At 73.3% G+C, this 19,552-nt stretch carries 18 protein-coding genes; 3 read left to right on the top strand and 15 right to left on the bottom strand.

The features are described 5' to 3' along the window. The first annotated feature begins 246 nt into the window (after positions 1-246). The 3 genes from DJ476_RS02555 to DJ476_RS02545 all read left to right on the top strand — a co-directional run bounded on the left by DJ476_RS02555 (position 247) and on the right by DJ476_RS02545 (position 2,388). Positions 247-1,044: a hypothetical protein gene (locus DJ476_RS02555; RefSeq protein ID WP_112489711.1), complete on the top strand. Its 798-nt coding sequence runs from the start codon at positions 247-249 to the stop codon at positions 1,042-1,044. Continuing rightward, positions 1,034-1,363 (top strand): hypothetical protein, encoded by a 330-nt coding sequence (locus DJ476_RS02550; RefSeq protein ID WP_241565488.1) that lies wholly within the window; start codon positions 1,034-1,036, stop codon positions 1,361-1,363. Before DJ476_RS02555 ends, DJ476_RS02550 begins: the two co-directional genes overlap by 11 nt. Positions 1,364-1,614: 251 nt before the next feature. Next, positions 1,615-2,388, top strand: coding sequence for a glycosyltransferase family 2 protein (locus DJ476_RS02545; protein ID WP_070201975.1), 774 nt, complete (start codon positions 1,615-1,617; stop codon positions 2,386-2,388). Between the two features lie 74 nt (positions 2,389-2,462). Here the strand turns inward: DJ476_RS02545 and DJ476_RS35325 are convergent, their stop codons facing one another. The 15 genes from DJ476_RS35325 to DJ476_RS02470 all read right to left on the bottom strand — a co-directional run bounded on the left by DJ476_RS35325 (position 2,463) and on the right by DJ476_RS02470 (position 18,916). Further along, positions 2,463-3,110, bottom strand: coding sequence for a DUF6518 family protein (locus tag DJ476_RS35325; protein WP_241565489.1), 648 nt, complete (start codon positions 3,108-3,110; stop codon positions 2,463-2,465). A gap of 72 nt (positions 3,111-3,182) precedes the next feature. Continuing rightward, positions 3,183-3,875: a 4'-phosphopantetheinyl transferase family protein gene (locus tag DJ476_RS02535; RefSeq protein WP_112489710.1), complete on the bottom strand. Its 693-nt coding sequence runs from the start codon at positions 3,873-3,875 to the stop codon at positions 3,183-3,185. Next, entirely contained in the window at positions 3,872-5,326 is a 1,455-nt protein-coding gene (locus DJ476_RS02530; RefSeq protein WP_112489709.1) for a condensation domain-containing protein, read from the bottom strand. The genes DJ476_RS02535 and DJ476_RS02530 overlap by 4 nt, the downstream gene beginning before the upstream one ends. A gap of 1 nt (position 5,327) precedes the next feature. Further along, entirely contained in the window at positions 5,328-6,728 is a 1,401-nt protein-coding gene (locus DJ476_RS02525; protein WP_112489708.1) for an MATE family efflux transporter, read from the bottom strand. Beyond that, on the bottom strand, positions 6,721-7,884 hold the full coding sequence (locus DJ476_RS02520; RefSeq protein ID WP_112489707.1) for an acyl-CoA dehydrogenase family protein: 1,164 nt from the start codon (positions 7,882-7,884) through the stop codon (positions 6,721-6,723). Before DJ476_RS02520 ends, DJ476_RS02525 begins: the two co-directional genes overlap by 8 nt. Continuing rightward, the gene (locus tag DJ476_RS02515; protein WP_112489706.1) at positions 7,881-8,543 is read right to left on the bottom strand and encodes a hypothetical protein; all 663 of its coding nucleotides are present in this window, start codon (positions 8,541-8,543) and stop codon (positions 7,881-7,883) included. The genes DJ476_RS02520 and DJ476_RS02515 overlap by 4 nt, the downstream gene beginning before the upstream one ends. Next, a complete protein-coding gene (locus tag DJ476_RS02510; RefSeq protein WP_318294312.1) occupies positions 8,540-9,451 on the bottom strand; it encodes a hypothetical protein in 912 nt (303 codons plus the stop codon). The genes DJ476_RS02515 and DJ476_RS02510 overlap by 4 nt, the downstream gene beginning before the upstream one ends. A gap of 3 nt (positions 9,452-9,454) precedes the next feature. Continuing rightward, the gene (locus DJ476_RS02505; protein WP_079167374.1) at positions 9,455-9,718 is read right to left on the bottom strand and encodes an acyl carrier protein; all 264 of its coding nucleotides are present in this window, start codon (positions 9,716-9,718) and stop codon (positions 9,455-9,457) included. Then, a complete protein-coding gene (gene lysA, locus DJ476_RS02500) occupies positions 9,715-11,016 on the bottom strand; it encodes a diaminopimelate decarboxylase (RefSeq protein ID WP_112489705.1) in 1,302 nt (433 codons plus the stop codon). Before lysA ends, DJ476_RS02505 begins: the two co-directional genes overlap by 4 nt. Then, positions 11,013-12,377, bottom strand: a complete 1,365-nt coding sequence (locus DJ476_RS02495) for a preATP grasp domain-containing protein (RefSeq protein WP_112489704.1) — start codon at positions 12,375-12,377, stop codon at positions 11,013-11,015. The genes lysA and DJ476_RS02495 overlap by 4 nt, the downstream gene beginning before the upstream one ends. A gap of 34 nt (positions 12,378-12,411) precedes the next feature. Then, positions 12,412-13,344, bottom strand: coding sequence for a 3-oxoacyl-[acyl-carrier-protein] synthase III C-terminal domain-containing protein (locus DJ476_RS02490; RefSeq protein ID WP_112489703.1), 933 nt, complete (start codon positions 13,342-13,344; stop codon positions 12,412-12,414). Then, positions 13,341-13,625, bottom strand: coding sequence for an acyl carrier protein (locus DJ476_RS02485; protein WP_103417271.1), 285 nt, complete (start codon positions 13,623-13,625; stop codon positions 13,341-13,343). Before DJ476_RS02485 ends, DJ476_RS02490 begins: the two co-directional genes overlap by 4 nt. An 82-nt stretch (positions 13,626-13,707) precedes the next feature. Then, complete coding sequence (locus tag DJ476_RS02480; RefSeq protein WP_112489702.1) at positions 13,708-15,426, bottom strand: acyl-CoA dehydrogenase; 1,719 nt, start codon at positions 15,424-15,426, stop codon at positions 13,708-13,710. Continuing rightward, complete coding sequence (locus DJ476_RS02475) at positions 15,423-17,138, bottom strand: acyl-CoA dehydrogenase family protein (RefSeq protein ID WP_112489701.1); 1,716 nt, start codon at positions 17,136-17,138, stop codon at positions 15,423-15,425. Before DJ476_RS02475 ends, DJ476_RS02480 begins: the two co-directional genes overlap by 4 nt. Continuing rightward, a complete protein-coding gene (locus DJ476_RS02470) occupies positions 17,135-18,916 on the bottom strand; it encodes a fatty acyl-AMP ligase (protein ID WP_112489700.1) in 1,782 nt (593 codons plus the stop codon). The genes DJ476_RS02475 and DJ476_RS02470 overlap by 4 nt, the downstream gene beginning before the upstream one ends. Between the last annotated feature and the right edge of the window lie 636 nt (positions 18,917-19,552).

Raw genomic sequence — 19,552 nt, 5'->3', positions numbered from 1 at the left:
GGTCGCGATGCCGAAGCGGCTCGAGGCGCTGGCCCGGCTTCTGGTGCACTTGCACGGCGTTTCCGCTTTCATGGACTTTCTCGAACTGGTGCCGACTCCGGGTGGCTGCCTACGTTGTTCGCCAGGGAGACGCACAAGGGCTTCGAGGCTTCGAGGAACGTACTGCCCCGAACCCTGTCGGCAGTTGTCAGTAGTTTCTGGTGAGTCCCGGCATCACCATTCCGGCTAAGGAGCGCGGTGGGGAGGATGGCGGACGAGCAGGGGAGTGGGAAGAACAAGGGGAGCGAGAAGGAGCAAGGGAGGGCGGTCTTCAGGAAGTGCGCGTTCCAGGGGTGCGGGCGTCGCTTCCGCCAGCGTGAGGGGACGGGCCGGCCGCGGGTGTACTGCCAGGTCGCCTGTCGGCGTCGAGCGCAGTACTGGCGTGACCGTGCCCCGGAAGCCGACCGTCACCCCGGCCCCGGCCCCGGCTCCGGCGCCCTCCGGCCGCGTGGTGCCGGAGGGCGGACCGAGAAGCGGGACGGCCGGCGGCTGCTGGGGCAGGCGCTGCGGAACCTCTTCTGGTTCAGCGGGCTGACCGTCCGCGAGGTCACCCACCTCACCTGCATCCGGCCCGGTCGCCTCAGGGCGATTCTCGACGGTGAGGTGGTGCCGACCTGGCCGACCACCTTCATGGTCGTCACCGTGATGCGCGGCTCGCCCGACGACGTCCGCAGGCTCTGGGAGTGGGCCCGGGGTCACCGGCCCCCGTACCCGGCATCTCACGATGGCGCGATGGACCGGTTCCGGGCCGTGCTCCGGGGGCTGAGGCTGGCTTCGGAGCCCGGCCCGGAGGCCCGGGACGAGACCGACGCGCGTCTGGTCCATGAGGAGCGGGACCTCCCCGGCATCCTGGAGGACTGGGAACAGGCACGGGAGCTCATCGAGCACTTCGGAGCCCCTGCTGAACGGTTTCGGCCATTGTGGGAACAGGCCCGCCACGCCGCGTTGAGCGCTCCCGCATTACTCCCTCCCCGCGAGGACGGCGAGGGCGCGCGTGTGGAGTGAAACGCCGGCGGCGGTCCGCGCCCGGCGCGCCCGGACCGCGTACGGCGCCCCGATACCGCGCGGTGAAGAGGTCCGTTCGCTGGACCGGCTGCCCCTCACGCCGGTCGGTGACGAGGTGCTGGAGCTGCGGATGCCCGTCACGTTCACCGCGTTCTGCACACTCCGTCTGGCCGCGTACATACGGTTCGCGACCGCCTGCACCGGATGCCCGCGTACCGGCAGAGAGCTGGCGCAGGACGCGCTCGGGGATCTGGCGACCGTCTGGGAGAGGGCCCTGCGGGATTGGCCGACCGGCATGCGGTGGCGAGGGCCTGGTTGAGCATGGCGGATTGTGGCGGATGGCTATTTTCTTGTTCAATTACCGGGCGGTGGATCGGGTGCACGTCCACGGTGTGACGGAGGACGCGGTGCCCTGCCTCGGCCGCGCGACGGCGAGGCGGCCGACGGCCAGGCGGCCGGCGGAAGCCCCACGGTGGCTCCGACCGGCGACGGCCCCCCCTCGTGTCGGCTGCCCCTCCGTGGCGATGCTTGAATGAACAGGTCGAACCTGATCTGGCAAGGAGATGCGCTGTGCCCCTGGTGTCGGTCGTGATGCCCGTATACAACTCGGCGGCGACCCTCGGCGCTGCCGTCCGGTCGGTGCTCACCCAGACCCACGCCGACCTGGAGCTGCTGGTCACCGACGACCGGTCCACCGACAGCTCCATGGACCTGCTTCGCGAGTTCGCCGAGCAGGACGAGCGGGTCCTGCCGGAGACGGCGCCCGAACAGGGCGGCGCGGGACGGGCCCGCAACCTCGCGATCCAGCGTGCCCGCGGGGACTACATCGCCTTCCTGGACTCCGACGACATGTGGCTGCCGGAGAAGACCGAGAAGCAGCTCGCCTTCGCCGCGGAAGGCGATGCGCCCCTGACGTTCACCTCGTACTTCAAGATGGACGCCGACCACGCCGGTGAGAGCGTCGACTGGGTTCCGACCGACCGCGTGATCCACGCCCGGGAGCACGTGGACTACCGGGCCATGCTGGTCCGGGACCACATCGGTGCCCTCACCGCCATGTACGACCGCAGGGTCCTGGGCACGAGGCTGATGCCCGAGATGCGCAAGCGGCAGGATTACGCCCTCTGGCTCTCGATCATGCGGAACGGGGCCGACGCCCGGGGGCTGGCCGAGCCGCTCGCGGTGTACCGGGCCCACCAGGCGGGATCGCTCTCCTCCAACAAGCTCTCGCTCGTCCAGTACAACTGGGCCCTGTACCGCCAGCACGAGCATCTGTCGGTCGTCCGGTCGACGCGCGCGCTGGCCGGCGCCGCCTGGCAGTCGCTGCGCAACTCGCGCATCTAGCGGGAGCCTGAGGCTCAGGCGCCCGGACGGCGGTCCCGAGGGCGTCCCGCGCCGGCCTCGGTCTCCGGCCTCCGTCAGGCGGAGACCTGGTCGAGCAGGCCGTAGACGGCCAGGTACGCGGCGAAGGAGGCGACGACCATCGCCGCCAGGCTCCAGGCGCGCTCCTTCCCCGTGCGGCCCAGCAGCAGCGGGAGGCCGCAGGCGACGGCAGCGCAGGCCACGGCCTGGGGCCCGTACCCGAGAGTGAGCCAGGAGTGGAGAGCCTCGCTCCCGAAGAGGCCCCCGAACGCGCCGAGCGCCACGTACCGCCGCCAGGGCTGCGCACTGCGCTTCCACCAGGCGCCCGCGATGCCGAACAGCGGGCCCGCGACGCATGCCATCGCGATCCAGAGCAGCGGGAAGACGAGCGACCCCATGCCGTCCCGCCCGAACTCGGCGTAGCCGTAGTAGCCGACGACGAGCCCGATCTCGGTCAGCACTCCGGCCACCGCGGCCCTGCGGAGGCTGTCGGTGCGGTCGGCTATGAGCGCGCCCGCGACGAAGGCGAACACGGACCAGACGCCGCCGGAGTTCGCCAACTGGCTCCACGGCCAGGGGAGCCAGCCCTGGAGCAGATTGGTCAGGACGCCGAGCGCGATCCCCGCGCCGAGGTACGCGGCTGGTAGGCCCGCCGCCCTGGTCAGCGGTCGGACGGGGTGCACGAGGGGTTGCGTGGTGGACATGGCCCGACTATACATGCAGTTTATACATGGGATGCATAGTTGGACCTGCCTCGCCCGCAGGGGCGGGGGGCGTCAGCCGGTGGAGCGCTCCAGCAGCCGGAAGGGGCGCGCGCCCTCCAGTGCGACCGCCCCCGCATGGGCCGGGCCGGCCGGGAGGTCCAGGACCGTCCAGGGGCCCGGGAAGCCGGGCGGGCCGTCGACCGTCCGGGGGTGAGGGGCCGTGCCCACCGGGAGTGCCAGGCCCTGGACGAGACGGCCGCCGGTGGCTTTGACGCACGCCTCCTTCCGGGTCCACAGGCGCAGGCAGCCGCGGAGCCGGTCGGGGGCCGCCAGCCCGGCCACCCACGCGCTCTCGTCCGGCGGGAACCAGCGGGCCGCGAACCGGACCGGGTCCCGGGACGGGTCGAGGTGCTCGACGTCCACGCCGACCTCCCGGCCCAGGCTCAGCGCCACCACCGCCAGCTCGCCGGAGTGGGTGAGGCTGAAGCGGAGGCGCCGGGTCTCCGCGTCGCCGTCCAGGCCGGGCTTGCCGTGCGGGCCGAAGTGGAACGGTACGCGTACGGGAGGGAGGTCGAGCCGTTCCCCGAACACCTGCCTGGTGCGGGCGTGCGCGACGGTGAAGCGGCGCCGGTGCTCCGCCGAGCGCAGCGTCTCCAGCCGAGCCCGCTCACGTACGTCGAGGAGCCCGGCCAGCGACTCCACCTCGGGCGGGGGGAGGTCGAGCCGGAAGCGCCGGACCTCCACCACGTCCTCCGCTCCGCTCACCGGGGGACCGGGCCGGGGGTGTTGAGTCCCGCCACCGACGGGAAGTCGGCCGGGGGCAGGTCCCCTTCGGCGAGGGCGAGGAGGACCCGCTCCAGGCCGCGCAGGAACCCCTCGATCCGGGCGGGCTCCATCCGGGACGTGTCACCGAGCAGGGTGATCCGGATGAGTCCGGGGTCCTCGAAGACCGCGAACGTCTCCAGGAAGAAGGCCACTTCGTCCTGGTCCAGCCGGTCCGCCCAGCGGAACACCGACTCCTGTGCCACCTGGGTGAGTTGGCCGGGGGAGAGGGCGGGTCGGTCGGGCGCCTCCCAGGTCGTCGACCAGAGGTCGTTGACCAGGCAGTCCACCGCGACCCCGGCCTCCTCGGCCAGTGCGCGGGCCCGTTCGGGGCGGAACTGCCCGTTGCGGTGGGCGCCGAGGGTGGCGGTCCACGCGCTGCGCAGGACGTCCGCGAAGGAGTCCCCGGACACATCGACCGCGACGAACACCTCCTGCGCCACGTTGCCTACCGCATGGTGGAGTTCGGGGCGGAAGCGGTTCGCGGTCACCAGCTTCAGTCCGCAGGCCTCCAGGTCCTCGCTCCGCGCCAGCAGGGTCGCCGTGGCGGCCAGCAGCACGTTCGGGACGGTGGAGCGGTGGCGGTCGGCGGCGACCCGCAGCGCCTCCGGCACCGCCCGCGACACCAGTTCGCCCCGCCAGAACCGTGGCTCGGCCGGATCGCCGGGCGGCCGGGGGAAGTTGTCCGCCGGGGCGCGGTCCAGCTGGGTGCTCCAGTGGCGGAGCGCCTTCTCCTCCATGCGGAGCCCGTCCGGCGAGTTCTCGAACTCCGCCTGCTCCAGGGGCTCCCGCGCGGACCGGCGCGGCGGCGGCTCACCACCCCCGGCGCGGGCCGCCAGGAGCGCGTCCAGCTCCCCGGCCAGCAGGCGTACTCCGGCCAGGTCCGCAGCCAAGTGTGAGAGGCACAGGATGACGGCCTGCGGCGCCCCGTCCAGTACGCCGACCAGCGCCCGGAAGGGCACCTCGGCGGTGTTGTCGAAGCCCCGGGCCTCCAGTCGCCGCGCCGCCCCGGCGAAGTGCTCGCGCAGCTCCGCCCCGTGCTCGGCGCCCGTCAGTTCGAGGACGTCGACCTCGAACGTACCCTCGCCGAGCACCCGTTGTGCCAGCGATCCGTCCGGCCTCGGTACGGCCAGCGTACGCAGCGACTCGTGACGGCTCATCAATTCCGCCAACTGCGCGAATACGCCCGGGAGATCGACGCCCGCCGGGACGAAGGTCACCTGGGCGATGTTGAAGAAGGCCGTGTCGGGCAGCATCGCCACGATGTCCCGCCAGATGTGCTGCTGACCCCAGGTGGCGGGCCCGGTGGCGGCGCGGTCGCCCCGGAAGGCGATCAGGTGCCGTGTGGCCTCCGGTGTCGAGGTGGCCAGGGCGTGCGGTGTCGGATGGTTCATCTCATGTCCCCTTGCCGGTACGGGTCGTCGAAGGTCGGGCGTCCGGGGCGGAGAGGCTGGTTGTCTCACGGGCGGCCAGTCGGCGGACGAACCACACGGTCACCCCCACGGCCACCACCCCCAGCCCGTTGAAGGCGGCGATGGTGCGGTACAGCGCGTCGGGGCCCGAAGCGGCGGCCAGCCGCCCGCCGACGGCCACCGCGCCCACGAAGTACACGGCGTTCATCGCCAGCGCCACGGGCCCGCCGCCGACCTGCTCCAGCACCGTCAGCGCCGCCAGCACCAGGCCCATCAGCAGATAGCTGAGCCCCACCGTCTGGAGGTACCGGGCGGTCTCCGCGGCGATCTGCGCGTCCCCGGACAGCACCCCGGCGAGTAGGTCCCGCCCGGCGTACGAGACCACCGCGAGCACCGCGTACGCCCCGGCCGTGATCCGCAGACCGGCATGGAGCGTGGGGCTCAGCAGCCCGCTCCGGCCCGCGCCCCGGTGGCTGTTCAGCACGATGGCGGTGGCCGAGCCGAGTACCAGCCCCGGGATGATCAGCAGGGTCTGGAGGGTCGCCGCGCCCGCGTAGCCCGACTGCACCGACGGGCCGAACGGGCCCAGGATCCGCATCAGCACCAGATTGGCGGCGCAGATCACCAGGTAGGAGGCGCCGACCGGGACGCCGACGGCGGTCAGCCGCCGGACGGCGGCCCGCACCGGCACCGGACGGGGACGTACGGGCGGTACCGAGGACGCCGGTCCCAGCAGCCCGGACCGGCGCAGCAGCACCCAGCCCAGCGCCGTGCCCGCCAGCCCCGACAGGGCCACGGCCGGGGCCACCCCGGCGATGCCGAGCCCGGCGCCCAGGGCGAGCAGGGCGACCCCGCCGATCTCCGTCAGCGCGGCCAGCAGGGTCACCGCCGCAGCCTGCCGGGCGAGACCGCACCCCCGCAGCGTGGCGGCGGCCAGCGCCGGGCCCAGCAGCAGGGCCGAGGCCGGGGCGATGGCGCGCAGAAAGCCCGTGAACTCCGCCCGTGCCGCCTCGGAGACCCCCATCAGGTCGCCCAGCAGCGGAGCCGGCACGATCAGCAGCACGCTGAACGCGGCTCCCGCACCCGCCGCGATCCGGGCGTCGGCCCGCAGCGCCGCCCCGGCCGCGCGCAGGTCCCCGGCCCCGTGCGCGACGGCGGCGGCCACCTGGTTGGACGCGCCGATCCCCGCGATGAGGGCGAGGAAGAGGAACTGCACCGGCATGAACAGCGCCCGCACATAGTGTGCGTCCCCGTCGATCCGCCCCATGAGCGCCAGCACCGCCAGCGGAACGAGTACGGCGACGAGATCGGCCGGCAGCATCGGCACGGCGATCCGGAGCACCGACCGGGCCGGGCTCCCGACGGCGTCCCGGGTCTCAGCCACGGTCGATCTTCCCCTGGGACAGTCCCTGGAACACGTTCAGCCGCTGGATGTTCCGGGTCCCCTCCATGAACTCGACCCCGCGCGCGTCCCGGGCGAACTTGTCGAGCAGCGGATGCTCCAGCCGCGCCCCGGGACCGAAGTACTCCAGGGCCTCCAGGGTGACCTCCTCGGCCAGCTGGGCGGCCCGCGCCTTCGCCGCCGAGGCCAGCGCGCCCAGCCCCGGATCGTCCCGGTCCACCGCGGCCCCCGCCCGGTACACCAGCCGCCGCACCCCCTCGATCCGCAACGCCATCCGCTCCAGCCCCGCCGCCTCGTCCGCCCGCAGCGTACGACGGTGGGCCACGACGTACTCGTACGCACCCCGGGCGATGCCCAGGGCCAGGGCGGCCACCCCCGGGCGCAGCCGGTTGAACCCCTGGACGGCGCCCATCAACCCGCGCCGGGTGGGGGAGAGATGGCGCCCGAGGACCCGTTCTGCGGGCACCTCCACATCGGTCAGCCGGACCTCGCAGATCTGGTTGCCGCGCAGCCCGACCGTCTCGAACGGCACCGCCTCGAAGCCGGGCCCGCCGGTCTCCACGAGCGCCGCCACCACACCGAGGGGGCCGGGCCGGGTGCGGGCGAAGACCACCCCGACGTCGCTGCGCGCCGCGTTGCCGATGAAGCGCTTGGCCCCGTTGAGCAGCAGCGGGCCGTCCTTCTCCCGGGAGGTGAGGGACGTGGTGAGCGAGGCCGCGTCCGAGCCCCGCTCGGGTTCGGTGAGGGCGAGGAAGGTCCAGGACGTACGTTCCATCAGCCGCCCGTAGAACCAGGACTGCTGCTCCTCGTCGCCGAGCAGGGACACCAGGACTCCGGAGAGCGAGGGGCCGGGCGCGGCCAGCAGCATCCCCGCGTCCACGGCGGCGATCTCCTCGCAGAACACCACCCGCTCCAGCCCGCCCGTGCCGTAGTACGCCTGGCCGTCCACCGTGATCGGGTCGGGCTGGTAGGCGCGCGGGACGGGGGTGCGGGACAGGTAGGAGAACAGCGGCAGGTCCAGGTGGTCGCGGACGCGGTCCGGGTCCTCCTCCAGGGCGAGCGCCAGGGGCCGGAGCTGCTCCGCCCACTCGCGCGCGGTGTGCTGGAGGGTCCTGAGCCGTTCGTCGAGCAGGGTCACGGGGCTCCCTCGGGGGCGGCGGGGGCCGCGGCGTAGGCGTCCGCGAGCAGTTCGGAGACATGGGCGCTCTGGCCGGGGCCGTCGGTACGGAAGCCGTGGCCGCCCAGCAGCCGCAGCAGGACCCGGTCGGTACGGGTCACGGCGCGGTGCAGCGCGATCAGCTCCCCGCCCGTCAACCCGGCCCCCGGGCCCAGCAGTTCACCCAGTTCCAAGTGGTCGGTGAGGGCCTCGGCAAGGCTGTCCTGCACCAACTGCCGTACCAGCAGCGGACTGCCGCCGAAGGTCCGGGCGGACAGATGCTCCAGGCAGCTGTCGAGCAGTGCTTCGGAGAGCCCGAGCCGCAGCCGGGCCAGGCCCAGCGCCCACGGGTCGTCGGGGTCCTCGGGGCCGGGCGGCAGCGGATGGCGCAGCGCGACAAGGGTGTCGCCGTACAGCCGTACGGTACGGAGGGTGGTCTCGGCGGTCCGCTCGCGCGGGGCGGTGCGCGCGCCGCGCCGTACGCCGTGGGCGGCCGCGGCGACGGACTCCGGCAGCAGCGCGTGACCGGCCGGTCCCAACGGGAGCGCGCCGGAAGCCTGTTCGGCCTGGAGTGCGGAGAGCGCCGCCACCAGGCCCGCGTCGCGCGCGGTGCGCCGGACTCCGTCGTGGGTGGTGGTCATCGGCCCTCCTCTTCCCGCGGATACAGGGTCAGCGAGCAGAGGCAGAGATGGCCGAGCGCCCGCTCGTACTCGACGACGGTCACGCGCAACGACCCGTCACCTGGGGAGGGTTGCAGCCGAGCGAGGTTCTCCCACACCCCGGTGCAGGGCAGTCCCCGGCCGGTGGTGACCAGCCTCCCGGCGCTCTCGGCGTGGCCGGGCAGGTCCCGGCCCGGGTCCACACCCGCACCGGCGAGCAGCACCCCGGGCGCGGGTTCCGGGGCGAGGGCAGCGGACAGCAGCCCGGCCACCGCCTCCGGCCGTACGCCGGTCCACTGGGCCAGCCGGGTGTCGGCGTCCTCGTCGGCGGTCAGCCACAGCCCCACCGCGCAGTCGGCGGTCACCTCCCGATCCGGCGGTACGGGGGCCGCGTACGGCCGGCTGGACTGGTCCAGGGCGATCAGGACCGCCCGGCCGAGCCCGCCGGGACGTACGTACGCGCTGGTCAGCCGCAGCGCTGTGAAGGGCGCCGCCGACCCCTGGTCGCTCACCCCGAGCGGCAGCGGGTCGCCCGGGAGCAGCTCGCAGACGTGGCCGGTGGGGGAGCGTTCCATGTCGGAGTCCTCGACGGCGTGCGCGGTGGTCAGCAGGTCGACCGGACCGTCGAACGGGCCGAGCGCGAGCGCTGTTTCGGCCGCCATCTCCGCGTAGCTGTTCCGTGTGGTGGTCTCCAGGAAGCCGGGGCGCAGCCCCACGTCGTAGATTCCGGCGAGGTCGGCGAAGTACTGCTCCAGCCAGGGCACCGGCCCCCGGACGAACCGCCGGCCGGGCCCGAAGCGCCGGGCCGTGATCCCCCGCACCCGCAGGGGCAGCCGGACCGGGCCCGGCCCGGGGGGTGCGGCCGGGGTGGCCGCGGCGCTCAGATACATGGGTCAGGCCTGCTCGATCACATAGTCGGCGAGGGTGCCGACGCTGTCGAAGTGGTGCTGCTCCAGCGAGTCGGTGTCGAACTCGATGCCGAGTTCGTCCTCCAGCCGCATCAGCAGCTCCAGCACGCTGGTGGAGTCCAGGCCGAGGTCGTCGAAGAGGCGGGGCGACTCGTCGGCGGGTTCCAGCTCGCGCTGGAGGACATGGCCGAGCGACTCGTTGATCCGGGTGACGACGGTGGTGCGGGTGAGGTCGGACATGGTGGTCACTTTCCTTCGGTGGATGCCCCGGCCCCGGCGGCCGGAGGGTCGTAGCGGTGCTGGCGGCCCAGCAGGTCGTCGGTGGTGTCGCGGTCCCGGACCAGATGGGCCCGGCCGCCGTCCACGAGCACTTCCGCCGGGTAGCCGTGGCTGAGGAAGAAGACGGGAGAGGCGGTGGGGCCGTAGGCGCCGGAGCGGTCGACCCCGATGAGGTCCCCGGCCCGGACGGGCGGCAGCGAAACGTTCTTGCCGAGGGTGTCGTTGGGGGTGCAGAGGGGGCCGGTGACCACCCAGGGTTGGTCGGCGGGCTCGTCGAGGCGGTTGAGGAGCCGCATCGGGAAGTTGCGTTTGACGAAGGAGCCGATGCCGACGGCGGCCATGTGGTGGTTGGTGCCTCCGTCCGCGACGGCGAAGTTCTCGCCCAGGGAGGTCTTCACATAGCGGACCCGGACCACATAGGTGCCCGCCGGGGCCGTCAGGTAGCGGCCCAGCTCCAGCAGCAGCCGCGTGGTGGGGTGGGCTCGGGTGAAGGTTTCGATCAGCGGGTTGAGGCCGTCGGCCAGGACCTTCGGGTCCAGGTCCCGCTCCTTCTCGAAGTAGCCGACGCCCAGGCCCCCGCCCACGTCGACGAGTTCGAGGGCGAAGCCCAGCTGTTCGGAGACCCGCTCCGCGAGGTCCAGGATGCGCGCGGAGTTCTCGACGATGACGTCTTCGTCGAGGATGCGGGTGCCCAGATAGGCGTGGACGCCCATGAGCCGGACGTGCGGGTGCCGCTCGGCCAGCCCCTCGGTGGCGAGGACCTGCTCCTCGTCGATGCCGAACTGGCGGGGCTTGCCGCCCATGGTGAGACCGGAGCCCTTGACCGCGAAACCCGGGTTGACCCGCAGGGCGACCGGGGCCTGCACGCCGTGCTCGGCGGCGAGTTCGTCGACCAGTGCCAGTTCCTCGAAGGACTCCACGACGGTGGCCAGGATGCCTTCGGTGAGACAGGCGGCGATCTCCTCCCGGCTCTTCCCTGGCCCGAGGAAGATGATGTCGTGCGCCGGGACCCCGGCCCGCAGCGCGGTAACCAGCTCGGCCATCGAGGAGACCTCGGCGCGGGCGCCCAGCGAGCGGAGCAGGGCGCAGACCGAGACGTTCGGGTTGGCCTTGAGCGAGAAGAACATCTCCAGCGCCGGGTGCAGCGGGGTGCGCAGCCCCTCGAACTGTGTGCGCAGCACGTCCCCGTCGTACAGATAGAGCGGAGTGCCGAACTCTTCGGTGAGCCGGTAGATGCCCAGCCCCTGGATACGGAATTCCCCCGTCATGCCCCGTCCTCCTGTCCGAGCGCGGCCAGCCGGGCCGTGATCGCCTCGTCGGTTCTCTCCAGGGACCGGGGGGAGTCCCCGATCAGCAGACCGTGGAGCCGGCCCTCGTAGGGCGTGCCGTCCTCGGTGGCGGCCGCGTTGACGGTCGCGAAGTTGCTGACGAGCAGCCCGCTGCCGGAGCCGGTGAACAGCAACTCCCCTAGGAGGGAGCGAAGTCGGCCGAACCCGAGCGGCGTCCGCAGCCGTACGGGGTAGTGGCGCGCCAGCGCGTGGCTCCCGGGGCCGAGGAACTGCTCCTGCAGCCGGACCTGGTACGTCGACATGTTGTGCCGGGCGTTGATCTCCACGACCGGGTAGAGGCCGCCCTGCGGGTCGGTCATCGCGTCGACACCGACGACACCGAAGTACCCGTCGGCGGCGAGCCGTTGGCCGATGACCTCGACGGCGTGGCGTACCGCGTCGAGCTGGAGGGTGGTCAGCGGGGCCGGGAAGCGGTGGCCCTTGTGCACTCCGCCCTCGGTGATCGCCTCCTTGACGAAGTCGAAGTGGACGGAGCCGTCCCGGCCCAGAGTGAACTGGTAGTTGAGATCGGCGGTCTTGTCGACCCACTCCTCCACCACCAGCACCACCCGGTCGTCGCCGGAGCGCGCGGCCCGCCGGTCGATCATCCGCCGGAGCGTGTCGAGCCGTCGCTCGTCGTCGAGGACGCTGATGCCCTTGCCGGAGACCCCGAAGGCGTCCTTCACGACGACGCGGCGGCCGACCCGCAGGAGGAACCGGGCCTCCTCGAAGGCGGCGTCCAGCTCGGTGAGGTTCTCGCAGCTCCAGCCGGGGGTCTGGCGCAGCCCGGTGGCCTCGGCCACGGCCCGGCTGTAGACCTTGCTGTTGACCGCCTTGCAGAGGGCGGCGGGCGGGGTGCCCAGGGGCAGGCCGGTGAGACCGGACAGCTCCTCCTCCCGTACGGAGGTGCCGTGCGGGACGATCCGGGCGTCGGGCCCGAGGGCGCGCAGCGCCTCCTGGAGGGCCGGGTCGGCGAGGGCGTCGCGGGTGACGGTCCGCCCGGGGTCGCCGCCGGAGACGGTGTGCACCCGGGGCAGGTCCAGGCCCAGTTCCTCCAGGTGGCCCAGGTGGTCCGGGTCCGGGGCCGCCTTGAGGACGACGTGGTCGTTCTTGCCCGCGAGCAGCAGCGTGAAGGCGTCCATGCGGTGGACGACCGCGCTGCCCGCCGTGAACGCGACCCGGGGCAGACCGGGTTCGTCGCGGGCCCACTCCTCCTCGACCTCGAAGTTGCCGAGGAGGACGAGCGGGGTGTCGGGCGAGCCGGTGAGGGCCGTTCTCAGCCGGCCCATGAAGTCCAGCATCACGGTGACCGCTCCTTTCTGTCGGATCGGCTGGTCAGTGTTGGAGCACCATGGCGGAGAAGGTCGCGCCGAGGCCGACCGCCGCCATCAGATAGCGGTCGCCGGGCTGGAGCAGTCCCCGGTCGGCGGCGGTGCGGTAGTTGAGGAAGGGGTCCGCGCAGAAACAGTGGCCGGTGACTGGCACGTTCTCCAGCAGCACCTTCTCCAAGGGGATGCCGAGGTCGCGGCAGAGCCGCACCCAGGAGACCCGGTTGACGTTGTGCGGCAGGATCAGTGCCAGCTCGTCGAGGGTGGTCCCGGCCCGCTCGGCGGCGGCGAGCAGCACCTCGGCCAGGGCGGCGGGGTAGGCCTGCTGGAACTGGGCGGCCACCTCGGGGGTGAGCGAGAGCGCCGCGTTGAACCGGCCGTGGGTGCGGGTCGCGTAGCCGAGAACCCGGTCGCGCTCCCCGCCGACGCCGACCAGGACCGCCGCCGACGCCTCACCGTTGACGGCTGTGCCGGGCACGGTCCGGGCGGCCGGGGTGAACGTCTTCTCGCCGGTGAGCACCAGCGCCAGCGCGTCCGGGTCGCCGTCGGCGGCCAGCAGCTTGCCGCACAGGTCCACGGCGAGCAGCCCGGAGGCGCAGGCGTGCTGAAAGACGCTGAACACCTGGGCGTGGCCCAGGCCCAGCGCGTCCCGTACCTCGTGCAGCGGGTTGACCGGGTAGGGCGCGACCGCCGGCATGGTCCGGGCCTGCACGACATAGCGCACCAGCTGCTCCCGCCCCCGCAGCGCGTCCAGCCCCCGGGCGGTGGCGAGCATCAGCTCCGCCACCGTCCCCGTCGGCTCGCGCAGCACCTGGGAGAGCCCGAACACCCGGTGCATCACGCGCAACTGACCGTCACTCAGGTTCAGCTCCCCCTGAAGTGAGGCGACCGGCACGCTCCGGGACGGCAGATGGGCCGTGACCGCCCGCAGCGCGGTCACGGAGCCGTCCCCGGCGGGTCCGCGCGGTGCCCGGCGGCGACCCCGGCGAGATGGGCCGACAGCTCCTCGACGCTGCGGTGGTCCCAGACGACGGTGGGGTCGACGGGGAAGCCGAGGTGGTCCTCCAGGTCCCCGCAGAGGACGAAGGCGTAGACGGAGTCCAGTCCGTAGTCGCTGAGCGGGACCCCGGGGTCGATCGCCTCCGGAGCGCACTCCAGATAGTCGGCGACCCGGTGGGCTATCCACTCCCGCAGTTCGGTGGGGTGGTCGGTGGCGGGCAAGGCATTCTCCAGGGTCGTGGTGCGGGGCGGGCCGGGCGGCGGGCGGGTGTCGGCGGGGCAGGTCGCGGCAGACGGGCGGAGGTCAGCCGGGCAGCTCGCGGCGCGCCAGGTCGAAGCCGAGCCCCGCGTCGTCGCGGTCGAGCAGGGCGCGGTACAGCGGTTCGGCCCGCTCGGGCGGCAGCCGCCCGTCGCCCCGGCCGGTCCCGCCGAGCAGCCGGGTCAGGGCGGCCTCGGCCCAGAGCGGGTCGGCCAGGAAGGGGTCGCCGCCGTCGCGGTTGTCCCGCCAGGTGGTGAGGCAGCAGGCGGCGGCCACCACCGTCGTCCAGCGGGCGGCGATCTCCAGGGCATCGGCCGGGCCGCCGACCGCGAGGTCCCGCGGCGCCAGCGCCGAAGCCTCCACCCGTACGCGCTCCGCCTCCGCGGCGAACACCGCCGCAAGCCCCGCCAGGGCCCGGTGGTCCGTGCTCCCGGCCAGCTCCTCGGCCATGCGCGCCGGCACGGCGGCCAGCTCGTCCGGGCCGGTGGCCGCGAGGGCGAGCCGCCCGAAGTCCAGCGGCGGCAGGGGCGCCCCGATCCGGGACAGCAGCGCGGGCGTTCCACCGGCCCGGGCCGCCCGGCGGGCCGCGCCCGGCAGCTGCGGCAGGACCGTGGACAGGCAGACGACCCGGGCGGCATGGCCGAAGCCGACCACCTGGAGGTCCCGCAACTGCTTCTGGAAGATGGCGAATTCGCCCTCGCGGAGATAGAAGTGCGCTCCCAGCACCACCGAGAGGCGGTCCATGGCGTCCATCAGCCGCTTGGACACCAGGTACTTGACGGCGGGGGAGTACAGGGCGGTGGCGCCGGGCAGCAGGTGCACGGCACGGGTCCCGGTGGTGGCCACGGCGTCGCAGACCAGCAGATCGGTGAAGGCCTCGGCCACGGTCCGGCGGACCAGCGGCAGATCGCCCGCGTGTCCGCCGTACAGCCGGCGGGAGCGGACGAAGCGCAGGGTGGTCCGCAGCCCGGTGTCGAGGATCGGGGTGGCCATCGCGGGCAGGGCGGTCCGGGTGATCTGGAAGGAGCGGAACGCGTTCTCGACCCCCTGCCCGAGGCGGCCCACCACGGTCTCCGGGCCGACCGGGCAGTCGTCGAACTCGATGCCGCCGAGCCGCACCCCGCGCATACCGACGCTGGCGAAGCGCGGCCGGTACCGGTAGCGGTCGGCGGGCAACCCACTCTTCTCCAGCAGCAGTTGCGTGTGGCTGCGGGAACCGGGAGCGTCCGAGGTCCGGGCGAAGACCACCATCGCCCCGGCGCGCTCGGCGTTGCTCACCACCTCCTTGTGGCCGTGCAACCGCAGGGTGCCATCCGCCTGGGGGCGGGCGGCGAACGCGGCACCCGCGAGGTCGTTCCCGTGCTCCAGCTCGTGGTACAGCGTCGCCACCCGGCCGCCGCCGAGCAGCAGATCCGCCAGCCGGCGCCGCTGCTCGTCGCTGCCGGAGGACCAGACGTTGACCGCCGCGATGAAGGAGGCGGCCCCGTATCCGAGCCCCAGCGCCGGATCGCGGCGGAAGACCGTCCGTACCACCTCGGCGAGCCGGTCCAGCCGGTCCAGCCGTCCGCCCAGCCCGACAGGGACGAACTCGGCGCCCAGACCGTACGCGTCGAGCAGCCGCTCACCACCGGCCACCACCTCGTCCCGCTCGTCCGCCGCGACCGTGGCGGCGTGGCCGACCGGGTTGGCCGGGTCCCAGGGGTCACCGAACGCCCGCTCCAGCTCCGCCGCGCTGGGGTGCGCGGCCGGTCCCGTACCGCTCACCGGGTCTCCTTTCCGGCCGCGGGGGCGGCACCGACGGCCTCCACGGCGTCGTACAGCGCGTCCGACTCGGCGCCGTCGCCCGGCTCCTGGCCCCTCCGGCCGAGCACCGCGGCGAGCGCGGCCCTGGCCCACAGCCCGTCCTGCCACAGCTCGGGCCGGGCCCATAGCCCCAGCTCGGGACGGTGGGCGGGCCGCCCGGCTCCCGCGAGCCACAGGTTGAGCACTGCGGCTCCGGCGAAGCACTCCTCGTACTCCTCCGCCAGATCGAAGGCGCGCGCGGACGCGATCCGCGCGGGCCGCAGCGCGGCCAGTTCCCCGTGGAGCGTCTCGCAGCGGGCGAGGAGCCGCTCGGCCAGGGCGAGCAGCCGGGGATCGGTCCCCTCCGCCGTACGGAGAGCGGCGACGGCGGACGGCAGGTTCTGTACGAGGCTGGAGCCGCCCCGCGAGACCAGCTCCAGCCGGCCGGGTGCGACGGGCGGCAGGGGCGAGCCGGGGGTGACCGCCGCCGAGAGCCCGGCCGGGTCCACCCGGCCCTCCCGGTAGCGGCGGGCCAGCACCGGGAACTGGTTTATCAGGGCGTTGCGGTTGACCGCCTGGTTGCCGTCGAAGATGCCCACCACCCGGTGGTCCCGGGCCAGCTTCTGGAAGGAGCCGTACTCGTGTACCTCCGTCAGAAATGCTCGGCCGCCCAGGAGTTCGCCGCAGTCGGCGATGAGCGCGTCGACCCGCTCCGGCACGAAGGACTTCACCACGCTCGCGGCGACGCTCTGTTCGCCGGGCAGGGCACCGGCCGAACGGTTGGCGACCAGGCTCACCGCCTCGCAGGCCAGCAACGTGGCGTGGGCGCGGCCCAGGGTCCGCCGCACATGCGGGAAACGGGTCAGTCGGCCGCCGTACAGCTCGCGCCCCGAGGTGAAGGCGGCCGCCTGCCGCAGCGCGTGGTCGGCGGCGCCCAGGGAGAGCGCGGTGCAGACCGTACGGGTGAGCTGGAGCGTCCGGAGAACGGTCTCGGCACCGTGCCCGGCCTCCCCGACGAGGGCGTCCGCCGGTATCAGGGCCCCGTCGAAGGCGATGCCGCTGATGTCGGCGCCCCGGATGCCGTGGGTGCGCTGCTTGGGCAGACAGCGGTAGACACCTGACTCCAGCCGGTCCTTGTCGACGAGGAAGAGGCTGAGGGCGCGCGGCCCGCCCGCCGGATCGGTCCGGGCGAGCACACAGATCAGCTCGCCCCGGGTGGCGTTGTTGATCAGCCACTTCTCACCCGTGAGCCGGTAGCCGCCCGAACCATCGGGCACGGCGGCCAGCCCGGTCGCCAGCAGATCGCTGCCGTGGGCGCGCTCGGTCAGCCCCCAGGAGACCGGCGCCCCGGCGACCAGCCGGTCGGCCAGGGGCCGGGCCTGCTCCGGAGTCCCGGCCGTCCAGACACAGGCCGCGCCGAGATAGCTCTTGGCATGGCCGATCGCCACCGTGAGATCGCGCCGGGCGACGACCCGGACCAGGTCCGCCAGCTCCTGGAGACCGGTGAGCGCGCCGCCGTACGCCTCGGGCACGTACTGCCGGGGGAGGCCGAGCCGGTCCAGCTCCGCACAGATCGCCTCGGGGAACGCCTCCGCCCGGTCGAGTTCCGCACAACGGGCGTACGAGAACAGCGTCTTCGGGTCCGACGGGTCCCCGAGCGCCCGCTCCAGCTCGGCGGCGGTCAGCGCGCTCACGGGCGCGCCCCCGTCGCGGCGTGCGCGGCCCGGGCCCGCTCCAGCGCGGGGCTCACCCGCTGCTCGACCACCCGCAACTCCCCGCCCAGCAGCAGCTCCCGGGTCAGGGTGCGCTGGATCTTGCCGCTGGTGGTCCGCTGGACGTCACCCGGGCGGACCAGGACGACATTGGGCACGGCGACGCCGAACTCCCGGCCCAGCGCCCGGGTCACCCCGTCGATCAGCTCCCCGGCCGAAGCGGCGCCGAGCTGCGCCGGGCGCGCCTCCTGGACCACCACCAGCTGGTCCCCGGCGGACGGCACGGTGAACACGGCGGTGGCGGTGCGCTCCAGCGCCGGATGGGTGGCGCGGACGGCCGCCTCCAGATCGTGCGGGTAGAGGTTGCGGCCGCCCAGGATCAGGAGTTCCTTGATCCGCCCGGTGACGTACAGCTCGCCGTCGGCCGACAGCCCCCGGTCCCCGGTGCGCAGCCAGCCGCTCCGGCCGTCCCGGGTGACGCCCCCGAACGTCAGCGCGCTCTGCTCCTCCTTCTCCCAGTAGCCCCGGGCCACGCTCGGCCCGCGCAACCAGAGTTCACCGATGGCGCCCTCCGGCAGGACCGTGCCGTCGTCGGGGTCCACGGCGACGACCTCCACACCGGGGCAGAGACGCCCGCTGCTGACCAGCGGACGCACCGCCTCGGGAGGTGTCGCGGGGCCGGCGGGGCGGAAGACGTCCTCGGCCAGCGCCCCGGCGTCGACCGGGGTGATCACCGGCGGCCGGTGGGAGGGCGCCCCGGAGACGCAGAGGGTGGCCTCGGCCAGGCCGTAGCCGGGGGTCAGTGCGTCGGCGCGGAACCCGGCGGCGGCGAAGCGCTCGGCGAAGGCGGTCAGCGTACGGGCCCGGACCGGCTCGGAGCCGTTCATGGCGTGCGTCCACCGGGACAGGTCCAGGCCCTCCAACTGGGCGTCCGTGACGCGCTGGACGCACAGGTCGTAGGCGAAGTTCGGTGCGGGGGAGACCTGGAGGTCGTACGCGTCCATCAACCGCAGCCAGAGATAAGGGCGCTTGAGGAAGGTGGCGGCCGACATCAGCACGGTCGTGCTGCCCAGGGTGAGCGGGGTGATCAGCAGCCCGATCAGCCCGAAGTCGTGGTACATGGGCAGCCAGCCGCCCCAGCGCGTCTCCTGCCGGACGTCGACCGTGCCGACGAACGCCTCGGCGTTGGCGAGGACGTTGCCGTGGTCGACGACGACGCCCTTGGGTTCGCTGGTCGACCCGGAGGTGTACTGGAGGAACGCGACCGTACGGGCTCCGATCCGCGGCTCGCGCCAATCCCCTTCGGGTGGAAGGGAGTCGGGGTCGACCGCGAGCACCGGAAGGTCCGGGAGGCCGCACTCCCGGGCCCACCCGGTGACCGCCTCGGCCGTCACGCGGTCGGTGAGCACGGCGCTCACCCGGGCGTCCCGGGCGATGCCCGCCAGTCGCTCCTGCTGACGCCGGTAGCCGTCGGGCATCGGCGCGGGCACGGCGACGGCCCCGGCGTAGAGACAGCCGGTGAACCCCCGGGGGAAGCCGAGCCCCGGCGGATGGAGCAGCAGGACCCGGTCGCCCTCCGCCACGCCCGCGCTCCGGAGCAGGACGGCGATACGGCGGGCGGTCTCGTCCAACTGCCCGTAGGTGGTCTCCTCGTAGGCCGCCGGGTCGGCCGGATCGGCGCTGAACCCGACCGCGGGCCGGTCGCCGTGTGCGGCGGCGCGTTCGCGCAGCAGGGCCACCAGACTCTCGCGCTCGGGCATTTAGGCAGACCTCCTGCAAAATTGTTTCCCGTGCTCCGCTATTTGCTCTCGGCGTGAAAAAGGCCGTGCGGGGCCCACGGTGGAATGGGTGGAACATTTCGGGGCGGCCGGGCGAGGCAGAGCATACACACGTGTGTCGGCGGCAAAAGGATGGGCGGAGGGCGGGCGGGGGTGGGTCCGGAATGACGCGTGCGACGCCGTTACGGGAGCGGAGAGCGCCATTCCGTCGACCGGGCGCCCTGAGGGCGGCTCAGGGCGAGGTGGCCGCCGTGGTGCCGTCGGGGGAGGGTGAGCCCGCGAGGGCGCGTAATTTGCCGTACACGGTCACGTGGAAAATCCTGTCAGCGCGTGGGCGGGACCGAAATCGGCCCGTCGCCCGGCTGATCGTAAAGGAAGGTGGAGGACTTGGAAAGCCGCTCCTGAATACTTGGCGGTAGGCCGGTGACGGGTATCCGTATTCCGGATGTCCGTGACGGTGCGTGCGGTGCAGAGGGCGTGAGGTGAGCGAATTCAGGCTCGCCTGCTGGTATTGACGAAAGGGGGAAATGATTCCCGGCCGGAGTATTTCGAGGTCAAAGGTATAGACCAATCCGGCCGGGGAGGAAGAGGGAGAAACGGGGTGGATCGGCCACGGAG

The organism is Streptomyces bacillaris (assembly GCF_003268675.1).
In the GTDB taxonomy this organism is placed as follows: domain Bacteria; phylum Actinomycetota; class Actinomycetes; order Streptomycetales; family Streptomycetaceae; genus Streptomyces; species Streptomyces bacillaris.
Note: the sequence above shows the minus strand (reverse complement) of the source record. Positions and strands in the feature narration are given on the sequence as shown.